This window comes from Streptococcus sp. 339 (assembly GCF_013277285.1).
In the GTDB taxonomy this organism is placed as follows: domain Bacteria; phylum Bacillota; class Bacilli; order Lactobacillales; family Streptococcaceae; genus Streptococcus; species Streptococcus pseudopneumoniae.
Window position 1 is genome coordinate 16,431 of the sequence record NZ_VMMR01000079.1, and the last position, 21,039, is coordinate 37,469.

33 protein-coding genes and 3 pseudogenes are annotated in these 21,039 nt (G+C 38.2%); 8 read left to right on the plus strand and 28 right to left on the minus strand.

Annotated features, from left to right (window positions below):
* Positions 1–475 precede the first annotated feature (475 nt).
* The 3 genes and pseudogenes from HT736_RS09005 to HT736_RS09015 all read right to left on the minus strand — a co-directional run.
* Positions 476–883: pseudogene (locus HT736_RS09005) on the minus strand (helix-turn-helix transcriptional regulator); the annotation flags it as partial.
* A gap of 43 nt (positions 884–926) precedes the next feature.
* Entirely contained in the window at positions 927–1,265 is a 339-nt protein-coding gene (gene cadX / locus HT736_RS09010; RefSeq protein ID WP_000711082.1) for a Cd(II)/Zn(II)-sensing metalloregulatory transcriptional regulator CadX, read from the minus strand.
* 11 nt (positions 1,266–1,276) lie between these two features.
* Entirely contained in the window at positions 1,277–1,891 is a 615-nt protein-coding gene (locus HT736_RS09015; protein ID WP_000615747.1) for a CadD family cadmium resistance transporter, read from the minus strand.
* Positions 1,892–1,919: 28 nt separating this feature from the next.
* Here HT736_RS09015 and HT736_RS11805 point away from each other — a divergent pair, with 28 nt between their 5' ends.
* The 5 genes from HT736_RS11805 to HT736_RS09035 all read left to right on the plus strand — a co-directional run bounded on the left by HT736_RS11805 (position 1,920) and on the right by HT736_RS09035 (position 4,714).
* Complete coding sequence (locus tag HT736_RS11805; protein ID WP_078374329.1) at positions 1,920–2,093, plus strand: FanG protein; 174 nt, start codon at positions 1,920–1,922, stop codon at positions 2,091–2,093.
* 414 nt (positions 2,094–2,507) lie between these two features.
* Complete coding sequence (locus tag HT736_RS09020) at positions 2,508–3,086, plus strand: membrane protein (protein ID WP_023935819.1); 579 nt, start codon at positions 2,508–2,510, stop codon at positions 3,084–3,086.
* A gap of 2 nt (positions 3,087–3,088) precedes the next feature.
* Complete coding sequence (locus HT736_RS09025) at positions 3,089–3,313, plus strand: helix-turn-helix transcriptional regulator (RefSeq protein WP_023940487.1); 225 nt, start codon at positions 3,089–3,091, stop codon at positions 3,311–3,313.
* Between the two features lie 328 nt (positions 3,314–3,641).
* Positions 3,642–3,803 carry a hypothetical protein gene (locus HT736_RS09030; protein ID WP_007284845.1) on the plus strand — a complete coding sequence of 54 codons (162 nt, stop codon included), beginning with the start codon at positions 3,642–3,644 and terminating at the stop codon, positions 3,801–3,803.
* A 107-nt stretch (positions 3,804–3,910) separates the two neighbouring features.
* A complete protein-coding gene (locus HT736_RS09035) occupies positions 3,911–4,714 on the plus strand; it encodes a peptidylprolyl isomerase (protein ID WP_000731911.1) in 804 nt (267 codons plus the stop codon).
* Positions 4,715–4,769: 55 nt separating this feature from the next.
* Here the strand turns inward: HT736_RS09035 and HT736_RS09040 are convergent, their stop codons facing one another.
* The 25 genes and pseudogenes from HT736_RS09040 to HT736_RS09165 form a co-directional block, all read right to left on the minus strand.
* The gene (locus HT736_RS09040; RefSeq protein WP_000025379.1) at positions 4,770–6,311 is read right to left on the minus strand and encodes an ABC-F family ATP-binding cassette domain-containing protein; all 1,542 of its coding nucleotides are present in this window, start codon (positions 6,309–6,311) and stop codon (positions 4,770–4,772) included.
* Position 6,312: 1 nt separating this feature from the next.
* On the minus strand, positions 6,313–6,795 hold the full coding sequence (locus tag HT736_RS09045; protein WP_000976714.1) for a VanZ family protein: 483 nt from the start codon (positions 6,793–6,795) through the stop codon (positions 6,313–6,315).
* Positions 6,795–7,860 (minus strand): annotated as a pseudogene (gene rlmN / locus HT736_RS09050) (23S rRNA (adenine(2503)-C(2))-methyltransferase RlmN). The gene HT736_RS09045 and the pseudogene rlmN overlap by 1 nt, the downstream one beginning before the upstream one ends.
* A gap of 20 nt (positions 7,861–7,880) precedes the next feature.
* Entirely contained in the window at positions 7,881–8,411 is a 531-nt protein-coding gene (locus HT736_RS09055; RefSeq protein ID WP_001224342.1) for a YutD family protein, read from the minus strand.
* Positions 8,412–8,736: 325 nt separating this feature from the next.
* Entirely contained in the window at positions 8,737–9,126 is a 390-nt protein-coding gene (locus HT736_RS09060) for a type II toxin-antitoxin system HicB family antitoxin (RefSeq protein ID WP_240154034.1), read from the minus strand.
* A 62-nt stretch (positions 9,127–9,188) separates the two neighbouring features.
* Entirely contained in the window at positions 9,189–9,374 is a 186-nt protein-coding gene (locus HT736_RS09065; protein WP_023935892.1) for a type II toxin-antitoxin system HicA family toxin, read from the minus strand.
* Positions 9,375–9,576: 202 nt separating this feature from the next.
* Complete coding sequence (locus HT736_RS09070) at positions 9,577–9,969, minus strand: transcriptional regulator (RefSeq protein ID WP_172922898.1); 393 nt, start codon at positions 9,967–9,969, stop codon at positions 9,577–9,579.
* A gap of 138 nt (positions 9,970–10,107) precedes the next feature.
* Positions 10,108–10,356, minus strand: a complete 249-nt coding sequence (locus HT736_RS09075; protein WP_023935894.1) for a hypothetical protein — start codon at positions 10,354–10,356, stop codon at positions 10,108–10,110.
* Positions 10,343–10,684 (minus strand): hypothetical protein, encoded by a 342-nt coding sequence (locus tag HT736_RS09080; protein WP_000035041.1) that lies wholly within the window; start codon positions 10,682–10,684, stop codon positions 10,343–10,345. Before HT736_RS09080 ends, HT736_RS09075 begins: the two co-directional genes overlap by 14 nt.
* 50 nt (positions 10,685–10,734) lie before the next feature.
* Positions 10,735–11,001, minus strand: coding sequence for a hypothetical protein (locus tag HT736_RS09085; RefSeq protein ID WP_172922512.1), 267 nt, complete (start codon positions 10,999–11,001; stop codon positions 10,735–10,737).
* Between the two features lie 63 nt (positions 11,002–11,064).
* Positions 11,065–11,304, minus strand: a complete 240-nt coding sequence (locus tag HT736_RS09090) for a hypothetical protein (RefSeq protein WP_023935898.1) — start codon at positions 11,302–11,304, stop codon at positions 11,065–11,067.
* Positions 11,304–11,903 (minus strand): hypothetical protein, encoded by a 600-nt coding sequence (locus tag HT736_RS09095; protein WP_240154035.1) that lies wholly within the window; start codon positions 11,901–11,903, stop codon positions 11,304–11,306. Before HT736_RS09095 ends, HT736_RS09090 begins: the two co-directional genes overlap by 1 nt.
* A 282-nt stretch (positions 11,904–12,185) precedes the next feature.
* A pseudogene (locus HT736_RS09105) lies at positions 12,186–12,416 on the minus strand (hypothetical protein); the annotation flags it as partial.
* A 405-nt stretch (positions 12,417–12,821) separates the two neighbouring features.
* Positions 12,822–14,276, minus strand: a complete 1,455-nt coding sequence (locus tag HT736_RS09110) for a virulence-associated E family protein (protein WP_172922904.1) — start codon at positions 14,274–14,276, stop codon at positions 12,822–12,824.
* Positions 14,269–14,784: a hypothetical protein gene (locus HT736_RS09115; RefSeq protein WP_172922903.1), complete on the minus strand. Its 516-nt coding sequence runs from the start codon at positions 14,782–14,784 to the stop codon at positions 14,269–14,271. Before HT736_RS09115 ends, HT736_RS09110 begins: the two co-directional genes overlap by 8 nt.
* Entirely contained in the window at positions 14,781–15,053 is a 273-nt protein-coding gene (locus HT736_RS09120; RefSeq protein WP_172930970.1) for a hypothetical protein, read from the minus strand. The genes HT736_RS09115 and HT736_RS09120 overlap by 4 nt, the downstream gene beginning before the upstream one ends.
* Positions 15,046–15,387, minus strand: coding sequence for a DNA-binding protein (locus HT736_RS09125; RefSeq protein ID WP_172922902.1), 342 nt, complete (start codon positions 15,385–15,387; stop codon positions 15,046–15,048). The genes HT736_RS09120 and HT736_RS09125 overlap by 8 nt, the downstream gene beginning before the upstream one ends.
* Complete coding sequence (locus tag HT736_RS09130; protein ID WP_172922901.1) at positions 15,365–15,661, minus strand: hypothetical protein; 297 nt, start codon at positions 15,659–15,661, stop codon at positions 15,365–15,367. Before HT736_RS09130 ends, HT736_RS09125 begins: the two co-directional genes overlap by 23 nt.
* Complete coding sequence (locus tag HT736_RS09135) at positions 15,658–15,873, minus strand: hypothetical protein (protein ID WP_054388186.1); 216 nt, start codon at positions 15,871–15,873, stop codon at positions 15,658–15,660. The genes HT736_RS09130 and HT736_RS09135 overlap by 4 nt, the downstream gene beginning before the upstream one ends.
* Positions 15,866–16,132, minus strand: a complete 267-nt coding sequence (locus tag HT736_RS09140; RefSeq protein WP_172921881.1) for a hypothetical protein — start codon at positions 16,130–16,132, stop codon at positions 15,866–15,868. The genes HT736_RS09135 and HT736_RS09140 overlap by 8 nt, the downstream gene beginning before the upstream one ends.
* Positions 16,133–16,282: 150 nt before the next feature.
* Positions 16,283–16,432 carry a hypothetical protein gene (locus HT736_RS09145; RefSeq protein WP_166727420.1) on the minus strand — a complete coding sequence of 50 codons (150 nt, stop codon included), beginning with the start codon at positions 16,430–16,432 and terminating at the stop codon, positions 16,283–16,285.
* Positions 16,419–16,565, minus strand: coding sequence for a hypothetical protein (locus HT736_RS09150; RefSeq protein ID WP_000438875.1), 147 nt, complete (start codon positions 16,563–16,565; stop codon positions 16,419–16,421). The genes HT736_RS09145 and HT736_RS09150 overlap by 14 nt, the downstream gene beginning before the upstream one ends.
* A 3-nt stretch (positions 16,566–16,568) precedes the next feature.
* The gene (locus tag HT736_RS09155; RefSeq protein ID WP_054393017.1) at positions 16,569–16,997 is read right to left on the minus strand and encodes a hypothetical protein; all 429 of its coding nucleotides are present in this window, start codon (positions 16,995–16,997) and stop codon (positions 16,569–16,571) included.
* Between the two features lie 113 nt (positions 16,998–17,110).
* A complete protein-coding gene (locus HT736_RS09160) occupies positions 17,111–17,419 on the minus strand; it encodes a hypothetical protein (RefSeq protein ID WP_138701311.1) in 309 nt (102 codons plus the stop codon).
* 126 nt (positions 17,420–17,545) lie between these two features.
* Positions 17,546–17,767 (minus strand): helix-turn-helix transcriptional regulator, encoded by a 222-nt coding sequence (locus tag HT736_RS09165; protein WP_001863444.1) that lies wholly within the window; start codon positions 17,765–17,767, stop codon positions 17,546–17,548.
* A gap of 181 nt (positions 17,768–17,948) precedes the next feature.
* Between HT736_RS09165 and HT736_RS09170 the strand changes: the two genes are divergently transcribed.
* From HT736_RS09170 to HT736_RS09180, 3 genes are all read left to right on the plus strand, one after another.
* The gene (locus HT736_RS09170) at positions 17,949–18,689 is read left to right on the plus strand and encodes a S24 family peptidase (RefSeq protein WP_054388187.1); all 741 of its coding nucleotides are present in this window, start codon (positions 17,949–17,951) and stop codon (positions 18,687–18,689) included.
* 138 nt (positions 18,690–18,827) lie between these two features.
* The gene (locus HT736_RS09175; protein WP_000222520.1) at positions 18,828–19,496 is read left to right on the plus strand and encodes a Fic family protein; all 669 of its coding nucleotides are present in this window, start codon (positions 18,828–18,830) and stop codon (positions 19,494–19,496) included.
* Positions 19,497–19,770: 274 nt separating this feature from the next.
* Positions 19,771–20,937 (plus strand): site-specific integrase, encoded by a 1,167-nt coding sequence (locus HT736_RS09180; RefSeq protein ID WP_138701471.1) that lies wholly within the window; start codon positions 19,771–19,773, stop codon positions 20,935–20,937.
* Positions 20,938–21,039 lie beyond the last annotated feature (102 nt).

Sequence of the window (21,039 nt, forward strand, 5' to 3'; positions counted from 1 at the left end):
GATTTTCATTGAGTATAAAGTGTTGTAAATACTGTATTGTAGCTAGTTCTTAACCTTTAGAGAACTGGCTAGCTTTACGAGCTTTCTTAAGATCTGGTTTGGAAAGTATAGATTTCAATTAGACTAAAAACAGCGAAATATCAAGGATTTTAAAAAAGATATCTACTAATTAATTTATAAAATATGAATTAATAGATTCTAAATAGGGGAATAGTTTAGGTCTGTAAAAGATTAAATAATTTCTATTTTAGCTGTTAGAAACGTTGGTACATCAATGTTTTTAGAATGCTACATAATAAAAGGTAGAGTAAATAGTAGAGTAGTTATTGCGTTAGTTCAGCAATCTTATCGATATAAAGATTAACAGATTCTAACTTTCTTTGCGGTGCTAACTCGGCGTATGTGTCCATTGTTGTTGAAATTGATTTATCTTTTTTGATTTTTTAATGACCTTTTTGCCATTATGGATAATTTTTTCAGTTTCATCAGAAATCAAAAATTTTTTTCTTTGAATATTGAAATTTGCGAATGTCTTGGAAAGTCTAAGACAGCTAGATTGTATAGAAATTAAGTCATCATCCGACAAAGAATTCATTCTTTTATTTACAGTTTCCAAATCTCTAAATAAAATAGAGCCGAAGCAGTGGTAAAACATATTTTCAACAAGCTTGGCAATATCTCCAAAAATAATTTCTTTATAGTCTAAGTCGGTTTGAGTATTCAAATAAAGCAATATTGAAGTGGTAACTTGTTGCTTTTCCTTTTCAACTTGACTAACTTGACCTGCATTGCTTAGTTCGCTTTGTGTAATATTGTGTTTTTTTCTTAAATTTTTGATACGAGTAGGTAGTTCATGTGAATAATTTTCTTCAAAAAATTTCATATACAATCCCCCTATAATCATGGAAAAGTAGTAAAAATAGTTGTTATCCTAGTTGATTAAAAAAATCTCTGATTTCCTCATCTTTTATAAAATAATATATAATTTTCCCATCTCTTCTAGTGTCCAAGATGTTTTGATTGGCTAGTTTACGAAGATGGTGGGAGGCAGATGCCATACTAAGATTTAGTAAACAGGCTATATCACAGACACAGAGTTCTTCAACAGCAAGGAGATAAAAGATGATATTTATCTGTTTATTATCGGTAAACTTTGATAAAATACGAAGTGATTTTTGGACTTTTTCCTTTTCAAGGTAGTTCGTCGCGGTTGTAACATTTTGTTGATTTATAATATTCACTTGGCAAATACTATCTTTTTTCATATTTTTTTCTCCTAGCCGAACACAGTCCTTAGCATGTCAAAGCTGTTGTTTTCAATCAGAATATACATCCCCAATCCTAAATAGACAACGGCAATAAACCATCTGCTATATTTTTCCAAAGTTTCTCCAACAGAAGGGACTTGTGCCAATTTTTGGGCAGAAAAAACCAAGAAATAAATCATGACTAGAAAAGTAAGTAAAGTCACTATCAAATTCGCTAAATTTAAGGTGGTAAAATATGGGACAAAGACACCAATATTGTCAGCGCCACAACTTGCAAAAGTAATCATAGCGACTAGAAAAATCAGGTTTTTATTGTCTTTTCGCAAACCATCTTTTGCAATAGCTTCTCCATCAGAATCTCCTAAAAGCAAAACTTTGAGGCCTAGGAAAATTGGAATCAAACCGAGTAAACCTAAAATCTCTTTACTAGGAATATAATTTAAGACAAATGCAAAAAGCAAACTTAGCAATATTAGACTAACAGAGCCTAGAAATTGTCCTAAATAGATGTTAATGATGTCTTTTCTGCTTTTTCTTTTGGCAAAAAATAACATTAGGATAATAAGTAAGTCTACGGCTGTCCCAGAATACAGGATTATTGAAGTAACAACATTTTGAATCATAAAACACCTCATTCAAATATATTTTTGAATGTATTCTAACATTAAACTTTGTAGATGTCAACTTAAAATCCACCAAAATATAGATAAGAAGTTAGTGTACCAAATATTAAAAAGCCCTGCCATCGAAATGATAGCAGGGCTTAACTTCAATATCCAGATGATATATTTATCTAAAAAAGGTAGAGTTTTTATTGATTTGTAGTGCGATATAATGAGTTTCCAAAAATCAAAAATCGCTTAAAATCAGTATTTTGACATCTATTGACGTGTACTGAAATCCTTACTTAACCTCTGTAAAAATTAACTTCTACACCTACAAAGCTTATTCTGACAGACTTTATACAGTCTAAGAAAAAAAGTAGAGATTCATACAGTATCTAGATTTTTCAAAAATTCTTTATCATCAAATATTATTAACGAAACTATCCAAACCAAATCCGATGCATTACTTCAAAGAATTCTTTAGTTATTTGACTATCAAGGGCTTTTATTAAAAAATTTTTTCAAATAATTGCCACCTTGACACATAAATTCTTGCTTTCTAAATTTAAATGTGATATATTTATAACATGAAATTTAAGTGTTATATATTTATAACATAAAAAAGGAGTCTATCATGAAAAAAAGTCAAAAAATGCGTGGCCTCATTGCAATGATTGCCGTAGCTCTCTTTATTGATTTTATTGTTTTATTTGGTTCTAATCTTAGTTGGGGACCCAAGTTAGTTATTACTGGTATTTCAGTGTCAGGTCAAATTGTAGCTATTTGTAGCTGGCTACATAAGAGTCAGAAAGGTAAGGGAAAGATTATTTTTAACTTGTCTGCTAAGCTTTACACGATACTTGTGTCTGCAGCAAGCATTTTTTATACAGTAGGGATTTGGGTTGCGACCCCAAGCGTAAGTTCTGGTATTAAAGAATGGATTTTGAGAATTGGTCTCGTTATTGAAGTGATTGTATTTGTTTTTTTCTCTTTAAAAAATGTCAAGGAAACTCCGGACGAACGCTTTTATGCTAATTTAGCAAAGGCAGCTAGCTTGATGTTTGTTTTTATACTAGGCGCACTGATGATCCTATCAGTTATCATTGGGTATATGGGGGTTCTCACTCTTTACATGGGTCAGATATTTATTAGCATAGCTGCCTTGATTTGCATTTTTGCGGTTGTCTATTTTATCTTGGAACGTAGAGGATAAGCATGGCCAAAGAAAGCAATATTATTACTAATCTCAAATCTGTTCGTGAGTCCACAGGCATGACCCAGCAGGAGTTAGCCGACCGCATCGGCATTCGACGCGAGACAATTCTGCACTTGGAAAATAACCGTTACAATCCTTCGCTGGAAATGGCTCTTAAAATTGCTCAAGTTTTTAATCTAAAAGTAGAAGACCTCTTTGAACTCAGACAGAAAGAGGAAACATAATTCTTTTCGAGACCTACTATTAAGTTCATTGATTAATTAGGAATTGAAGCCAAAAGAAAAAATCCTTTGAAAATATGCTCTTTTAAAATATAGTAATTCTTTCGAATTAACCTTTACTAATTGTGATGCTTTACGAGCTTTCTTAAGATCTGGTTTCCTAAATACTTCGAGTACACTTATGGTATTGATGCTCCTAAGCATCTCAAAACTCTGGTAGAAAAAGGTTATGCTGTCCATTGAAACTGCTTTTTACTCACTTGACCATCTAATACGCTACCATAAAAAAAGAATATCCTAAAGAAGAAGGGAGTTACTGGACTTTCTAAAAATGAAGGCTACAAATTTGGACCAAGCCCTTCATGAGCATTTTTCAGAAGAAGAATTAGCTTGTCACTTTTCGATTCGTGGCTACAAATTGACTCCAAAGGGAGAGGAAATACTGGAACAGTACCAGGACATTGTCGACCGTCATCCAAAGAAGAATCTCTAATCAAGTGATTTTTGGTTGGCTTCCTCTTAAACTGTCTTGTCACTAACATTTGAAATCCACTTCCTTTTAGGGTACAATGGTAGAAATGAATTTTTGAGAGGATCAGAATGAAAAAACTAGCAACCCTTCTTTTACTGTCCACTGTAGCCCTAGCTGGGTGTAGCAGCATCCAACGCAGTCTACGTGGTGATGACTATGTAGATTCTAGCTTGGCCGCTGAGGAAAGCTCCAAAGCAGCTGCCCAATCTGCCAAGGAGTTAAACGATGCTTTAACAAACGAGAATGCCAATTTCCCGCAACTTTCTAAGGAAGTTGCTGAAGATGAAGCCGAAGTGATTCTCCACACAAGCCAAGGTGATATCCGCATTAAGCTCTTCCCTAAACTCGCTCCTCTAGCGGTTGAAAACTTCCTCACTCATGCCAAAGAAGGCTACTATAACGGCATTACCTTCCACCGTGTCATCGATGGCTTCATGGTCCAAACTGGAGATCCAAAAGGGGACGGTACAGGTGGTCAGTCCATCTGGCATGACAAGGATAAGACTAAAGACAAGGGAACTGGTTTCAAAAACGAGATTACTCCTTATCTCTATAACATCCGTGGTGCTCTTGCTATGGCTAATACTGGTCAACCAAACACCAATGGAAGCCAGTTCTTCATCAACCAAAACTCTACAGATACCTCTGCTAAACTCCCTACAAGCAAGTATCCAAAGAAAATCATCGAAGCCTATAAAGAAGGGGGAAACCCTAGCCTTGATGGCAAACACCCAGTCTTTGGACAAGTGATTGACGGTATGGATGTTGTAGATAAGATTGCCAAAGCCGAAAAAGATGAAAAAGACAAGCCAACTACTGCTATCACAATCGACAGCATCGAAGTGGTGAAAGACTACGATTTTAAATCTTAAAAACCAAAAAAATACAGTATCCACATTCGGTACTGTATTTCTTTTACTCTCATTCTTAAGTTAAATTATTAAAATCCCATATTTGGTCTATCCAGCCTTCATAAAAGTCTGGCTCGTGGCAGACCATAAGGATAGATCCCCTATATTCTTTGAGAGCGCGTTTGAGCTCATCCTTTGCATCCACATCCAAATGGTTGGTCGGCTCGTCCAGCACTAAAACATTGTTTTCACGATTCATCAAGAGACAGAAACGAACCTTGGCTTGCTCTCCCCCTGATAATACTTGAATCTGACTTTCAATATGTTTGGTTGTCAAACCACAACGGGCAAGGGCTGCACGGACTTCTGCTTGATTAAGGGCAGGAAAGGCATTCCAGACAGCTTCAAGAGGAGTTTGGCGATTACCGCCTTCTACTTCCTGCTCAAAATAACCAAGTTCTAAATAATCTCCACGCTCCACTTCCCCAGCGATTGGCGAGATAATGCCCAAGAGACTCTTCAAGAGAGTTGTTTTTCCAATACCATTAGCACCAATAATCGCAACCTTTTGATTGCGTTCAAAGGTAAGATTTAAAGGCTTGGTCAGAGGACGATCATAACCAATCTGCAAATCCTTGGCTTGGAAAATAAAGCGCCCTGGAGTACGAGCTGGTTTGAAATCAAAGGATGGTTTTGGTTTCTCACTTTGCAGTTCGATAATATCCATCTTATCCAATTTCTTCTGACGAGACATAGCCATGTTTCGTGTTGCAACACGTGCTTTGTTTCGAGCCACGAAGTCCTTGAGGTCCGCAATCTCTTTCTGCTGACGTTCGTAGGCTGCCTCTAGCTGAGATTTCTTCATAGCATAGACTTCTTGGAACTGGTAGTAGTCACCAGAGTAACGCGTCAGCTGTTGATTCTCCACATGGTAGACAATATTAATCACGTCGTTCAGGAATGGAATATCGTGCGAAATAAGGACAAAGGCATTCTCATAGTTTTGAAGATAGCGCTTGAGCCAATCAATATGCTCAGCATCCAAGTAGTTGGTCGGCTCGTCCAACAGCAAGATATCTGGCTTTTCAAGGAGGAGTTTAGCCAAAAGCACCTTGGTTCTTTGCCCACCTGACAAAGAGGTTACATCCGTATCCATGCCAAAGTCCATAACACCAAGGGCACGCGCCACTTCGTCAATCTTAGCATCCAAGGTATAGAAATCACGACTCTCTAAACGGTCTTGAAGTTCGCCCACTTCTTCCATGAGAGCATCAACATCAGCTCCATCTTCAGCCATTTCCATATAGAGGTCATTGATACGAGCTTCTGCTTTAAACAGCTCATCAAAAGCTGTACGTAGAACATCACGTACCGACTGCCCTTCAGCAAGGACAGAGTGTTGATCCAAGTAACCAGCCGTCACATATTTGGACCACTCAACCTTTCCTTCATCTGGCAGCATTTTACCAGTCACGATACTCATAAAGGTTGATTTTCCTTCACCATTGGCACCGACCAGGCCGATATGTTCTCCCTTGAGGAGACGGAAGGACACATCTTCAAAAATTGCACGGTCACCAAAACCGTGACTCAGATTTTTAACTTCTAAAATACTCATTTTAATTCCTTATCTTGTTTTTATATAATCGTTTATAAAGGAGCCAAGCCAGATAGCCACCCAAAGTGTTGGTCCACAAATCATCAATCTCAAAGACGCGATTGAAATCAAAGAAAAAGTCCAAGATTAATTGCGTACACTCGATTCCAAGACTCACAAGAAAACTAAAAAGAAGGACCTTTTTTATTTTCCGCAAGTTTGGAAGGAGATAAAGGAGTTGGAACATCAGAGGAAAAAGTAAGAACATATTAAGGATATTTTGTAAAAAAATCCAGCATAATTGTCCCATATCACTCACCTCACCCAGATTCCAGAGGGAGTTTAAAGGAGTCAAAAGAAAAACCAGGCTTCCAAGATGCTGAATACCTGGAGTTTCTACCCCCACGGGAGATTGTTCTTGAGGAGTAAAGCAAAAATAGACAATGCAAATGCTATAGAAAATGACTCCCCAGACCAAAATATGATTATAAGTCTTCTTCATCATTAAGGATTTACCGCTGCGACTGCCTTCTGGCGGTCACGTTTCATTGTGTTAGAGCGCAATTGTCCACAAGCTGCGTCACTATCTGTACCATGCTCTTGACGAACCACACAGTTGACCCCTTTTCTCTTAAGCGTATCATAGAAAGCCAACACGCGCTCTTTGGGACTACGGCTATATTGGTCATGCTCACTAACTGGGTTATAAGAAATCAAGTTTACATAAGACAATTTCTTGATGTTCTTGAGCAATTCAGCTAATTCCAAAGCTTGTTCTACGCCGTCGTTTACTTCATTAAGCATGATATACTCAAAGGTCACACGACGATTAGTTGTCTCAATGTAGTACTCAATAGCTGCAAAGAGCTTTTCAATCGGAAAGGCACGGTTAATCTTCATGGTACTTGAGCGCAGTTCATTGTTGGGTGCGTGAAGAGACACGGCAAGATTGACCTGAACCCCTTCATCAGCAAAGTCACGAATTTTATGGGCCAAACCTGAGGTTGAAACCGTGATGTGACGAGCACCGATAGCCATTCCTTTATCATCATTGATAGTACAAACGAAATTCAAAACATTGTTGTAATTATCAAAGGGCTCACTGATTCCCATGACAACGATATGGCTGACACGTTCATCCTGACCACGCTCATCAAAGTATTTCTGAACCAGCATAATTTGCGCTACGATTTCACCGTTATTGAGGTCACGTTGCTTCTTAATCAAACCAGAGGCACAGAAGGTACAACCGATATTACAGCCGACCTGAGTGGTCACACAGACAGATAAACCGTAGTGTTGACGTATGAGTACTGTCTCAATCAGCATTCCATCTGGCAATTCAAAAAGATATTTAACTGTCCCATCAGCAGACTCTTGCACAATACCTTGTTTCAAGGGATTGACCACAAACTGGTCATTAAGCTTAGCAATCAAATCCTTGGAAAGGTTGGTCATTTCTTCAATAGAGCCATTCCCAGATTTGATCTGCACGGAATTTCTTTTCTCCCTGCTCCAATACCCATTCCTGCATGGTTTGACTTGTTAAACTATAAATTGAGGGTTTCATTTCTTCTCCTTATTCTCTACTCACTTCTGACGAATGACAAAATGACGTTGTCCCTTGTCCTCTTTCTGAGAATGCTGGTCTTTCTGACGACGTCTATTTTTCTTATCTGCATTCGGTTTTCGTTTTGTTTGAGTCGGTTTCTTTCCTTTTCTAAAAGGCTGTTCTTCTTCCTTCTTACGCATTTTCTTGTCAAATGATGCTCGCTTAGGGGCTTCATTTTCTAAGACAAAATAGGCACAACCATAACTACAATACTCTAATAGGTAGTCTTGTAAACGACTGATTTTTTCAAGTTTTTCTTCTGTTCGGTCATCCTTGTAAAAACCTCGTAGGCGAAGCTGTTCGTTGCTCCAGTCTCCCACGATATAATCAAACTTGGTTAAGACTTCTGAAAAACGCTGATTAAAAGCCGTCACATCAAAGGCATCCTTGATATTTTCCACCAAGGAAAAAGCGATCCCTTCCGTTTCAACCTTGTCCCCGTGTAAATGAAACTCAGGACCAGGAAACTTGTTATAGTTGTATAATTCAGGTGCAATTTCTTTTCGCATAGATATCCTTTTTTCACGATTACTTAATACTTTATTCTACCATAATTTCTAGCAGTTAGCACGTTTCTCATAAAAATAGAGATGACAAATTTTTAGGATTCATTAAAGTGTCTAAAACCTTGATATTATTGAATTTTTAAAAATAGCAGGTCCTTAGGTTATTTTTAAAGACCATAAAAGTTCTTAAAAAGTCCACAAAAAAAGCCCTCAAAAAGGGCAATAAATGACGAGTTCAGCAGGCAAGAAACTAGCACGGTCAAACGTGCTTTTTTTATTGCTGATTGCTGATAGGTATATTATACCATGAAGTACGTACTTTATGACGTTATACCTGTAATTCTTCCCTGATTGCTTTCTGTAATAGCTGACTGAAATTGATTTTATTTTCTTTACCAACTTCAACCAACCAACTAGGGAGGGTTACAGTTTTATTGACAACCCTAGAACGTTCGCGCTCTCTAACCAGTTCCGTATCTACTGAGATAGCTTGCAGAATATCCTCATCACTGCCAAGCTCACTAGCCAAAGCCTTAAAACTTGAAGGCTCTGGAAACTCTTTGCCTTCATCTTCAAACATGATTGTATAGATTTCTAGCACCTCACGGGCGTTATAGATTGCCTCGTTTAAGGTATCGGCTTCGCTAATTGCTCCTTGAAAATCAGGGAATGTGATTGTATAACCGCCGTTTTCTTCATCCACTTCAAATAGTGCCAAGTAAGTGTATTTCATAATTTGATAATAACCAATGACCGCCCCAATATAGGGGAGGGAGTTTTTTACTCCCCTTCCAATACTTTCAAAATCTTGCCAAGTGTTCCAGGTCTATAATCGTTTTCTTTTGGTTTAGGTATCGTTACCGTTCTTCCGTCTGGATGTTTCCAAACTTCATGCGAACCTTTACCAAAAGCTGTTTTGATAAAACCTTTTTTCTTAGCAAGTTTTTTTAGTTCTCTTTCGGTCATCGGTTTCTCCTTTCCGTATCTTTAATTATATTATACACTTGTTTGAAACATTTGTCAATGTATAACACTTATTTTTACACTTGTTTTTTATAACCTCACAAAAGCCCCAAAATTCGTTTCTAAGGGCTTCTAGTTTATCCATGGTGTTTTAGTTCTCCAGTACGAAACAAAGCAAAATAGGGGGCGAATATGAAGCCTATGCCTACTTATATGCTTCTAGCTCTCCGTTCTGGTGGATTCTCGCAAAGTTTAAGACGGCTATCTGTTTGTATCGGTGATAACTAGTGGAGCTAGTACCTGCCATTTCTACGCATTCACTCATTGTTTTCTTCCTCATGTAACAATAATGGATAATAAAGTATTTTCTGGCTCGCTTGTTCTCTATGCTGTTGATGTCGTGGGCGAATATCTCCAACCCCTCACGGATTGCTTTTTCATGCTTACTAGTCAAATTCCACTGATCAGGTAAGACAAGTTTCCAAGCCTCTTCATCTATCCTAACTTGGTTTTCACTTCCTGCCATCCTCTGGAAACGTAGAAAGTATGTCATCCGCTCTCTGACGTTCATCATCGTTTTAAACTTATCCAGCTCCATTAGTTCACTCCTTTGTGATATAATAGTTATGCGAAACTATAACATGAGAAGTCAGCTGTGCTGGCTTTTTTTGCGTTTTCTCGGCGTTCGCTCGGAGTTCAAGGATACTCTCCTTATCTGATTGATAACTGATAAGCTCTATTCATCACAAAAACCTATATTGTCCCAGAATATCCGCAATCCTTTTGTATTTTTAATTCGTGAAATATCTTTTTCTGCTTCTTCTTTTGTCGGATAGACTTCTATAATATCTTTGGGATTTTTTCCACCTATCCTATATCTTACCTCAAAATGTCCAGTATCAATCTGCGTCAAAAACACGGTATCAACTTCATCAACCACCGCTAACTTATTCAACTTATTTAAACGGTTTTTAATCGCCTTCATCTAGTATCTTCGCCTCTAATATTTCTAATTGCTCCACTACCTCAACCATTTCAACCGCCTTATAAGCCATGTTTAGAATGCTCTGGGCGCTCTGTTGTCTCGCATACGGGCTTACTGTCTTATCAAGCATGATTTCCCTTAATACATTGACTGCCTCAACGCTTGCATTCTGTAACAGCGTAGTAGACTCCTTGAGTTGTTCGCTACGTCTTTCACGGTAAATTCTCTTAAAGGTTGCATCGTTCAAGTAATTGTAAGCCGTCTTTCTGGTGATCTCACTTAATTCACTAGCTTTTTTTACATTCCCAGTCATGAGATAATTGGCCATAAATATTTCTTTTTTTCTGCTTAATTCTGTCAAATACTAGTCACCTCACTTTATTGGTCTAATTCTGGAAACTCACTTATCCCAGTCATTTCCCTAAGTTCATCCATACGTTTTTTTGATTTCTTATAGTCTGCTAGCTTAATATCTTTAAATGGTATTTTAATAAAATCATCCATATCTATCTTTATTTCATCTTGCTGAAAAGCAAATCTTAAACAATCCACATATAAAGATATACATTCATCAGTTGTTGCATATTCCGTCTTTCCAGCATACTCTTCTAACTTTTCTAGTCTTGCTTTTAAACTTCTAACCATTCCCCTACCTCGTGTGTAATTCTGTCTGATTTATGTAAAAAAAGGGGATTGCTCCCCTCCACATCACAAACCTAATAAACCACGTCTTTCTTTGCCCAGTAGTTTATCATATAGGGCTTTATCCTTCTCATATAGTTCATGTCTACGCTTGTAGCCCATAGCTTTAAACTCTTCAAGAGTTACAGCTTCCTCTTCGTAAGATTTTGAAATACTTTCTACGTTCTTTGCAAGCCCCTGCAGTAAGTCAGCTTGTCTCTTCTCTTCTTCGATTTCTTGAAATAGTTGTTTATGTTCATCTTTCATTATTGTTCTCCTTCAAAATAGTTAATACGATTCACAAAATATGCTAAATCATCTTTGGGATCTAAATAGCGGTATTGGCTTCCCATATAACCAGTTACACCACTATAAATGTAAGGCTTACTTACTCCACTATATTCTGGAGATGTATTCAGGCGGTCAAATAACTCTTCGATACCTGTTTCTCTTACCTCATCCGCCAATCTTTCAGCAGTATTTTTGTAATTTTCGTTATAATTTGCAATCAATTCCAAAAGCTCAATAGATTTCTGCTTGATTTCTTGGCGCTGGCGCTTCACTGTTTCATCTTGCTCTAATGCAGTTCCTAAATAACCTGATGCATTAATTTTTCTAGCGTCTGCTACGATTGAGTCAATCCGTTCTTTCTCAAGTTTTGTTCTTTGCTCTTTCATATCAGCAATATACTTTTCTTTTACGTTAATAGCTTGAAAATCTTCAAATGTTTGTACATCTGCTTTCTTGGATTTGATATCCTTAACTTCTTTTTCTGCTTTCTTGATTTCCTCATCAAAGCGATCAAAAATCTCTAATTGAGTCCGTACTTTGTCCATCTGGTTTTTCACTTCTTGCAATGTTGGCATTTCTTTTTCCTCCAATCTTCCCAAAAACAAAAGAGACATAGCCAAAATAGATTGCTCCACTTTATGCTATACCTCTGATTTTTTCAGTCAGTATTCTTTTTAAATATTGTTGTTTTAGATTCCACGCTGGAGACAATCTCGCCGTCTTGTATTTTAAGCGTGATACTCCCAAACCTTGGAACCTCTAACAGTTTTATTTTACCATAATTTCTAAAATAAATAAAGCCTTCTTGTATCTCCATATTTTAGCCTTTCATGCTACCCCTCTGTTTGCTTGCAGCCTTTGAAGCTCTCACAAATACGTTTAAAGATATAGTTTAGTTTCTTATCCTCCACGTACTCAGCTACTAGCGTCCCTTTATCCTTGTGAGTTATTGAAATAGATGGTACTTCATAAGTCCCAGTCATATATCCCAGTAGCGCGTGACCTGCTACCGTAGCAGTATCTAGGTCTTTAAATTCGTAAGTGAAAGTAAATGTTTTGGCTTTATCCGAAAATGTTTTTAATGTCATGTTGTTTTCCTCTTTCTGTTTTAAGGGTGTCACTAGTAGTTACACCATTGCAAGGAGGTCGGTACTATCTACCCCATTTTATTTTAGGTTTTGGGCAAAGTGTAGCCATTTTTGAATATCTAGCGGCTACGCATTCCGCCTTACAGCCCCAAGGGTTTTCGCCTTGTGTAGCCGTGTAGCCGTTTCATCTCAAAAAAATATATAAATAACGTATTAGGTATTTAATTATATATACTTTTATAAAATATATATTTTGGCTACATTTATATTAAAAATTCAGTAATATCAAGGGTTTAGGGGTGTAGCCGTTTTTTTTCGTCTTGTCTACACCTCTTTGAAACCCTTACAGTATCAAGGGTTTTCAGCGTAGCCGTTTTTTTATCTTTTGGCTACACTGTCTACACTTTATTTTTTTATTTTAGCAAATCCGCGTTTGATACTTTTGCCAAATCGCAAGGACTCCCTTGCTTCCCAATCCTCTTTACTTTGCATGATTTTTTTAATCTTGTTTTTATCCTTTACGTTCGGTATCTTATCCGGATATACCTCTGTGAAAAATAAATTAATAGCCATCTTGTCACGTTCCACTAGTTCCCCATACTTTTCAATATCTAAGGTAATTTCTACACCGTTTGCGCCCATATGATAGCCATGATTTATCATGTCGTAAATGTAATAATATCTTGTTCTATCTGTCGGGGGGAACTGATACATTCTTTTTGGGTAAGGAGTGCCTAAATAGCGCTCCAAATCCTCAAGGGTTTCATCTACAAACTTGTAACGGCTTCTAACCTCATTTACTAGCTTTTCTTGCTCGTCTGTCAGGTTCAACACTTGGTTAGCTCTCCAAGCCACCACCATAGCACCCCAAAAGGCTCTACGGTCTTTTTCCGTCCACTTCCTGCCCTTATAGGCGGTGTCCTTGTGGACTTCCGCAACCAAAAAGCGCCTTTCTCCTGTCAGGTCGTTTAAATAATCATGGTCATTAGTTGCCCTCACGATAATAAAACTCTTAGGCAGTCGCCTATCACTGGAGGCGTAAGGCGGTCTAAACTCTAGCTTGGTTTCTGTGATGAATTTCTTCAATTCTGAAAAACTAGCCTTTTTACTGGCCACCATCTCATCATCAAATACACACCAGTTTCTGACCATTCTAGCCTTGTCATCTTTGTCTGTGAAGGTCTCAATGGTGGTAAAATACTTGTGAGTGAAAAGCCCCTCAAAAAATTGGGTTTTTCCTACTCCCTGCCGTCCAGTCAAGTCCAGCACAAAGTCAAACTTGATGGTAGGGTCAAACACCTTGGCAACCGCTCCACGGAAAAACAAATCCATGATAATACGGTTATATTCATCATCCTTGATATTGAGATAATGCCTTAAAATATCAAAGGGATCGCGCTGATTCACTAACTCTTTATACTCACTTTCGCAAGATTCCAGATAGTCTTTTAAGGGGTTATAGCTGTGTTCTCCAGCCACCACTTCCAAAATATCCGCTATGTCAGGCTTTTTATAGTCAAGCTTGTACTTGGTAGCAATATAAGCCCTAATCTCTCTGATAATCAGGTCATCGATTGCACCGCTCAGGATTCTACCGTTTAGCTTCATTGGTCTAGTCACGTCGATTTCATAAGTGAAGACGTTGTACTGTATCGCCCCTTTTAGCTTGCTATCTCCGTTCAAAATCTTCTTGAGATTGTCCAAGTTGACTGCAAAGCCGTCACCTCTTGCTCTTTTTGCCAAGTTCAGGCTATTGTGTTCCTCATCGGTCTCCCTTGCTTGGGTCAGGTCCACCACTTCAGGCGGTGCTTGTTGCTGATCTTCTTCAATGATTTTATTTACAATGTCATTGCTATTCAAAAGCCACCTCCTTATAAAATATCCTTGCTACTTCTAGGAAATAGCTTGCTAGGTCTTTGCGTTTAACGATTGCAGAAAACAAGTCCACTAACTGGCTAAAACTGTAGCCATTAACAAATAGCAAGCGGACAAAAAGCGAAGTCTCATACCTGGTATAAATCCCGTTACAAATCAGGTCAAAAATCCAACCCTTTAACTCCACTCCAAGACCCTGCCGTTGCTCTGTCAATTTGTTTACCTCTAAATCTTTCAGGATCGTCAGCAAGTCAGGACTAGCCAAACCTATCTCTAAATCTCTGGCCAATTCCCAGCCCTCTACTTCCTCGCTTTCGTCTTTAACTACCACATACAAGCCTTTGTAGTGAAAAGCCGTCAAACCCTCGCCTATTGGCTCAAAATAGATAAATTTATAGTGATTGCCATTCTTCCAAACTTGGGTTGGGCTAGACTTGAGAAAGCCAAACAAAGGTAATTTTTCAGCGGATAGAATTAACTCAAGCACTCTCATTCATCCACCCCCAGAAACTTCCAGATGTCGGTCACTAAATAGTAAATCATTCTTGAACCATCGTCTGGCGGTTGATAGCGTCTTAACCCCTGACTTTCCCACTTATTTAGCGTGTTGTCACTAATTTTCAATTCCTCTTTGAGTTCAACCCTATTTATAAGCTTGGTCAATCTCTGCGGTACTTCCTCATGTGCTTCCAGGTATCTTTCCACTACCTCCAGAATGCCATGCGTCAAATCATGCTCACTTTCTCGGCTTAGGCTAAACATATCTGCCCACCTCCTTCAAGGTTTCTTTGTAGCTTTCTAGGTCGCTGTTCATCAACACCGCTAGGCGCTTGCTCTCCTCCTGTACTTGGTTGTAAAAAGCCTTAGCGCCATCTAGTAACTCGCCTTTGTTTCTAGGTATGAAATAACCTCTATAAATTCCATTTCTAGCCCCTACAATCGGGATGTTATGCTTGACTATTAAACGCTTAATAGTATCTTGTACCGCCCTTTCTGATAGCTTAGTCAGTCGGCTGATGTCTGTCCCTGTGGTGGAGTTCTCAGCCCCTACCTTGATTAGTCTTAATACTCGTTTATCGTTCTCTGATAGGCCCATCCAATCTCTCCCCTCCTTTGCTTTTATTTACAAAGGTTATTTGTCCGCTCGCTACCCCTTGCAAAATAGCTTTTTGAGTCTCTATGATTGTATCAAGGGTTTTCAAGATAGCTGTCTTAGTTTCTAAATCCAACGCTTGTTTTGTCAACAAGCCCCTAGTTACAGCTAACTTTGTTGCATTGTCCATACACGTAGCTAGAAAAATATCTTTTGTAAAATAAGGTTCATCTGGTATTTTTTCACTATCAAGGTATATCTTCACTATGTAACTCATTTCATCCCTCCGTAAACTCTTACCCCTGCAAGCTGGATATATCGCCCATAATCAGGATTTAAATCCTCGCTAGGTGTTTCTATCGTCTGTTGGTTTTCTCGCTCTATTTGGGCGCTTTTTTTACGGTCTCGGTGGTTTAGATAAAGTAGTAAGCCAATCAATACCACGATTAAGACAGCAGCCTGTGTGTTGCTTATATCTAACTCATTCATGTTTTTCCTCCAATTCTTTGCGGTACATTCCGATAGTATTAACTAGATTTTCCTTTGTCTTGATAAGACAATCATAAGCAAGGTAAAAAATGGCGCTTTGCGTGTTATATTCCAAGGCTAAAAGTAGGGTCTTCTCTTGGTTGCTCATGTTTTTACTAAAAAAATGAGAAGTAGCCTCTAAAGCATTTTGAGCGGTGTTAAGTCCTAAGGTTAAATCATCTAGTTCATCTAAAATATTTTTAATTTCTTCTTTTGTCATGTTTGTTTCCTTTTTTTGTCTTTTACTATCCAGGATATCCTCACGCTTAGACTCGCCAAGTTGAAAGCGTGAGAAAGTACCAGTTTAAAGAGTTGGCGCTCTATGCTTTTCAAAACCTTTTCTAATTTGCTTGCCTGCTCTTCGGTTTTCTTAGTTTTTATTCATTTCGTTTACGGCTTTATCTGCTAGCCGTTGCCATTGTTTTCTAAATTCTTGTTCATCTATCCGCCCATGGAGAAAATCGCTTAGGGCGTAAGTTGCACGGCTGTAAAATCGCTTGGCTCTATCATAATTTGTCATTCTTTGCCTCACTTACTGCTTTTACTACCTTTTCTCTTAGTTTTGTAAATTCTTCGATAAATTCATCTTGAGATATAACCCCACGATTAAAAGTTATAATCAAGGCGCTTGCTCTTTTTGTGTATTGTTCCATCTGTTAGCCCTCCATCATGTCGTAAATTATAGCGCGGTGCTTTTTAGGGATATGCTTCATTGCGTCCAATATGTCACGCTCTGCTTTTTGTCGTGTTTCTGCTTTTACTGTTTTATCTTCTGCTATTTCAAAGGCGTTTTTTGCTACTTTGTAGTAGTCTAGCGACTGTAAAAAATGACCACGTTCAGACAGTTCTTTGTCTTCCAATTCCTCTTTTACCGTACCGTCCAAGAGTTCAAACTTGGAGTACACCCCTTTTTCTACTTCAAATCCTAGACGCTTGTTTTGTCTCAGATTGTAAAGGTTAACCCTGCAACTCTCCAAGTTGCGATAGCCTAATACTCCAGCGATTTCTTCTAGGTTTTTACCCTCTAATTCTGGCAATTTTTCAGCTATATCTTTAAATTTTACTATTTGATGTTTCTTTCCCATTGTTTACCTTGTCTTTCTATGCTATAATCAAGGTATAGAAAAAATATCTATACCATTCATCCAGTCGCTTGCTTCAGTCGCCAAACGTTCAGCAAGTGACTTTTTTTGTTGTCTTAAACTCCTAAAAAATCCGCAACCTCTTTAGCAGGAAAAACTCCATTTGGGGTTGGTTCAACATCATCTTCCAATACTTTAAAATGTAAGAGTGGTTTTGTTTCGTAGCTTTCGCCTTTTTCGTAAAGTGATTTAATACGGTCAAATAGTTTTGTCAATGCTACGTCGTTGGTGTACTCAACAATGATTTCACCGTGTCCATTGTAAGTTGTTTCTTCAACGTCTGTGATCATACGAATTTCTTCGCCTAATGCTCTAGCGATACCGTGGTCAGTTGTTTGTGCTTGATATACTTGTTTATTGTTCATGTTGTTTTCTCCTTTATGTTCTAGGTCGGATATTTCTTCCGAGAAGGTCAATCCCCAGTGGTAAAGCACCACATGAGAAACTTGTAAATGTAATATAGTATTGCGATTGTGTCGCTCCTTCCGTTCTTATTCGGGAACGTTTTTATTAAAAAAAATTCCCAATTCATTTACGCCATAGCCCAGAATTTTACCAAATTCAGCAAGCTCGTCAGCTCCAAATGGTACAATTCCATTTTCTCTTTTTGCGTAAGGCGCTCGGGACTTCCATCCCATTTTTTCGGCTATCACATCTTGAGTATAGCCTTTTGCAATGCGCTCCGCTTTAATTCGTCTTAGGTTTAATTCCATCAGCTACCACCTTTCTTTTTTAGTCGTTCCCGTAAGAGAACAAAACAAGTATAACTCTTCCGTTCCCATTTGTCAACACAAAACTTGATTTTTTTTACAAAAAAATATTTTTAACATGGTTCTTGTACTTTTTTGGGAACGGTGGTATAATAAAATCAAATTAAGAAAGGGGGGGTGTAAAATGCGCTCTAATAGTGAAATTATAGATATTATCGTCTTAGAAAAAGACAAACAAGACCTTTCTCTTAGTGAGTTAGCTCGAAGAGTAGGGTTGGCAAAATCTGCCATGTCTAGATACTTAAATAAAACCAGACAATTCCCACTAAACAGGGCTCAAGATTTTGCTAATGTTTTAGGTATATCAGTAGAATACCTGCTAGGTGTTGAAAACTCTTCTCCATCAACTTCAACAGTTGAAAAAATCACGCTCATAGCTGACCAACTCACTCCACCAAGACAAGAAAAAGCCTTGACTTATCTTAAAAAGCAGCTGCTGGAGCAGAAAAACGAAAACATAGTATCAGAAAATATTATCAGTCTGGACGACTACAGGGAAAGCAAGACGCTCCCTGTTATCGGAGTTGTAACCGCTGGAAACGGAATAACCCAAGACGATAACCTAAACATAGAAAAATGCTTTTATACTGATGAAATACCAGACGACTATGACGCTATCGCTTATGTCGTTGGCAACTCTATGGAGCCAAAGATAAAGAATGGCGACTACCTATTTATCAAGAATGCACCTCAAGTTGACTATAACACTATCGGTATCTTCCAAGTAGACGGCGCTAACTACGTCAAGAAACTGCGTCAAGGGTATTTAGAAAGTCTCAACCCTGAATGTGCTGATATTCAACTAGACGAAGACAACGATATACGCACCATCGGCGAAGTCGTGAGTATATATAGAGAGAAATAAAAACTCCCCCATATTCGCCAATAGCAACCCCATCCCATGGGTCCATTGTGCAAAAACGGAGGAAAATGAAGAATAGAAAGCCGATTTTACAGACTAAAGCGCAAAAATGGGCAAAATTGACAAATAGAAAGGAGAATTATGACCTACTCACAAAACTATCTGGACGATATACTGGTACGCATGGCCTACCATTCTAGCGGTATCGAAGGGAATACTATCTCTCTACCCGAAACCGTCAGCATTATCTTAGAAAGCACCTTGCCACGCAACGGCAAAAGTATTCGTGAGTTTTATGAGATTGAAAACCATAAACAAGCCTTTTCTTATCTCTTGGACTCATTGGCAAACCATCAAGCCCTTACTGTGGGGCTGGTTCAAGATTTTCACGCCTTATTAGTGGATAGGCTGCAACATGATCGCGGACAATTTAAGCAAGTTCAAAATGCCATTATCGGGGCGGAATTTCAAACGGCTAGCCCAGCAGAAACGCCCTACTTGATGACACAATGGGCGGATAATACTGCTTATCGTTTGGAGCATGCTCAGAATGAAAAAGAAGTATTAAAGATTTTAGCAGACACCCATATCCAGATTGAACGGATTCACCCATTTAGCGATGGTAACGGTCGTACCGGTCGCCTGATACTTATGTACTTGGCTATGAAGTATCTAAACGCTCCTATCATCATCCCAAAAGACTCAAGGGCGCATTATATGGAACTCCTCGCAAATCAAGACGTAACTGGACTAGCTGACCTCTTCAAAAAGTCACTGGACTACGAAAGAATACGAAAAAAACAGTTTTAAAACAACAAAAAAAGACAAGCTAGCTGCTGCTGACTTGTCTAATATCGCCTGAACTGAAATAACGGGAAAGATTCAGGCGGTTACATGACTATTATACCATATTATTCAGAAAAACAAATATAAGCCCCATATCCGCCTTGTTTACTACTCTGGTATTATTTACCGTCTGACTAATTAAAATCGAAAATAGGGGCATTCTCGTAGCTCCTCGCATGGTAAAACTTCAAAACCTTTTCTAATTTGCTTGCCTGCTGATGGAAAAAGGAGTAAAACCATGAAAATAACAGAATATACTAAAAAAGACGGCTCAATAGTCTATCGCTCTAGCGTCTACCTTGGCATCGATACCGTAACAGGTAAGAAAGTCAAGACGACTATATCAGGGCGAACCAAGAGAGAACTTAGAAACAAAGCGCTACAGGCTCAAATAGACTTTGAAAAAAACGGCTCTACAGTATTTAAAGCGGTTCAAATCAATACCTATGCCGAACTGGTGGAGAATTGGCTGGAAACATACTGCCATACGGTCAAAAAGGCAACCCTTACAATAATCAAGAGTAGACTAAAAAACTATCTACTTCCAGCCTTTGGAGACTACAAACTAGATAAGCTAACACCCCCAGTTATTCAAAAGCAAGTTAATCAATGGGCAAAAGAGTACAATCAACTAGGCAAAGGTTACCAAGAGTATCCGCAACTTAACTCGCTAAATAAACGAATACTTAAATATGCCGTATCCTTGCAAGTTATCCCCTTCAACCCAGCCCGTGATATTATCGTGCCACGTCGTAAGGAAAAAGAAGGGCAAAAACTGAAATATCTGGATGATGATAACTTAAAAAAATTCTTGACTTACCTGGAGCAGCTGCCAAACACTTACAAAAATTTCTACGATACGGTGCTATATAAGACGCTTTTAGCGACTGGTTTGCGTATTCGTGAGTGTTTAGCCCTCAAATGGTCTGATATTGACTTACAAAACGGTACACTAGACGTAAATAAGACTCTAAACTGTGAAAAAGAAGTCACTACCCCTAAAACAAAATCAAGCGTTAGAATGATTGACTTGGATAATAAGACGGTACTCATGCTGCGGCTTTACAAAAATAGACAAGCGCAAGTTGGTAGAGAAATAGGCTTGACTTATGAAAAAGTATTTTCTAATTCCTTTGACGAATATAGAGACGCTAGGACGCTTAGGCATAGACTTGAGAAACATTTAAAACTTTCTGACTGCCCTCGTTTAACATTCCACGCCTTCCGCCATACTCACGCTAGTATCTTGCTCAATGCTGGACTGCCTTACAAAGAAATACAAACAAGGCTTGGTCATTCTCAAATTTCAATAACCATGGATACTTATAGCCACTTGTCCAAAGACAACAAGAAAAACGCTACTTCATTTTATGAAAAAGCCATTGAAAAATTAAAAAGTTCCTAAAAAGTCCACAAAAAGTTTAAAAATCCATTAGCTCAATTGTGAAAAGTAGCTATATCAAAGGCTTTGCACGCCCTATTTGAAATTTAGCACGTTTCTCATAAA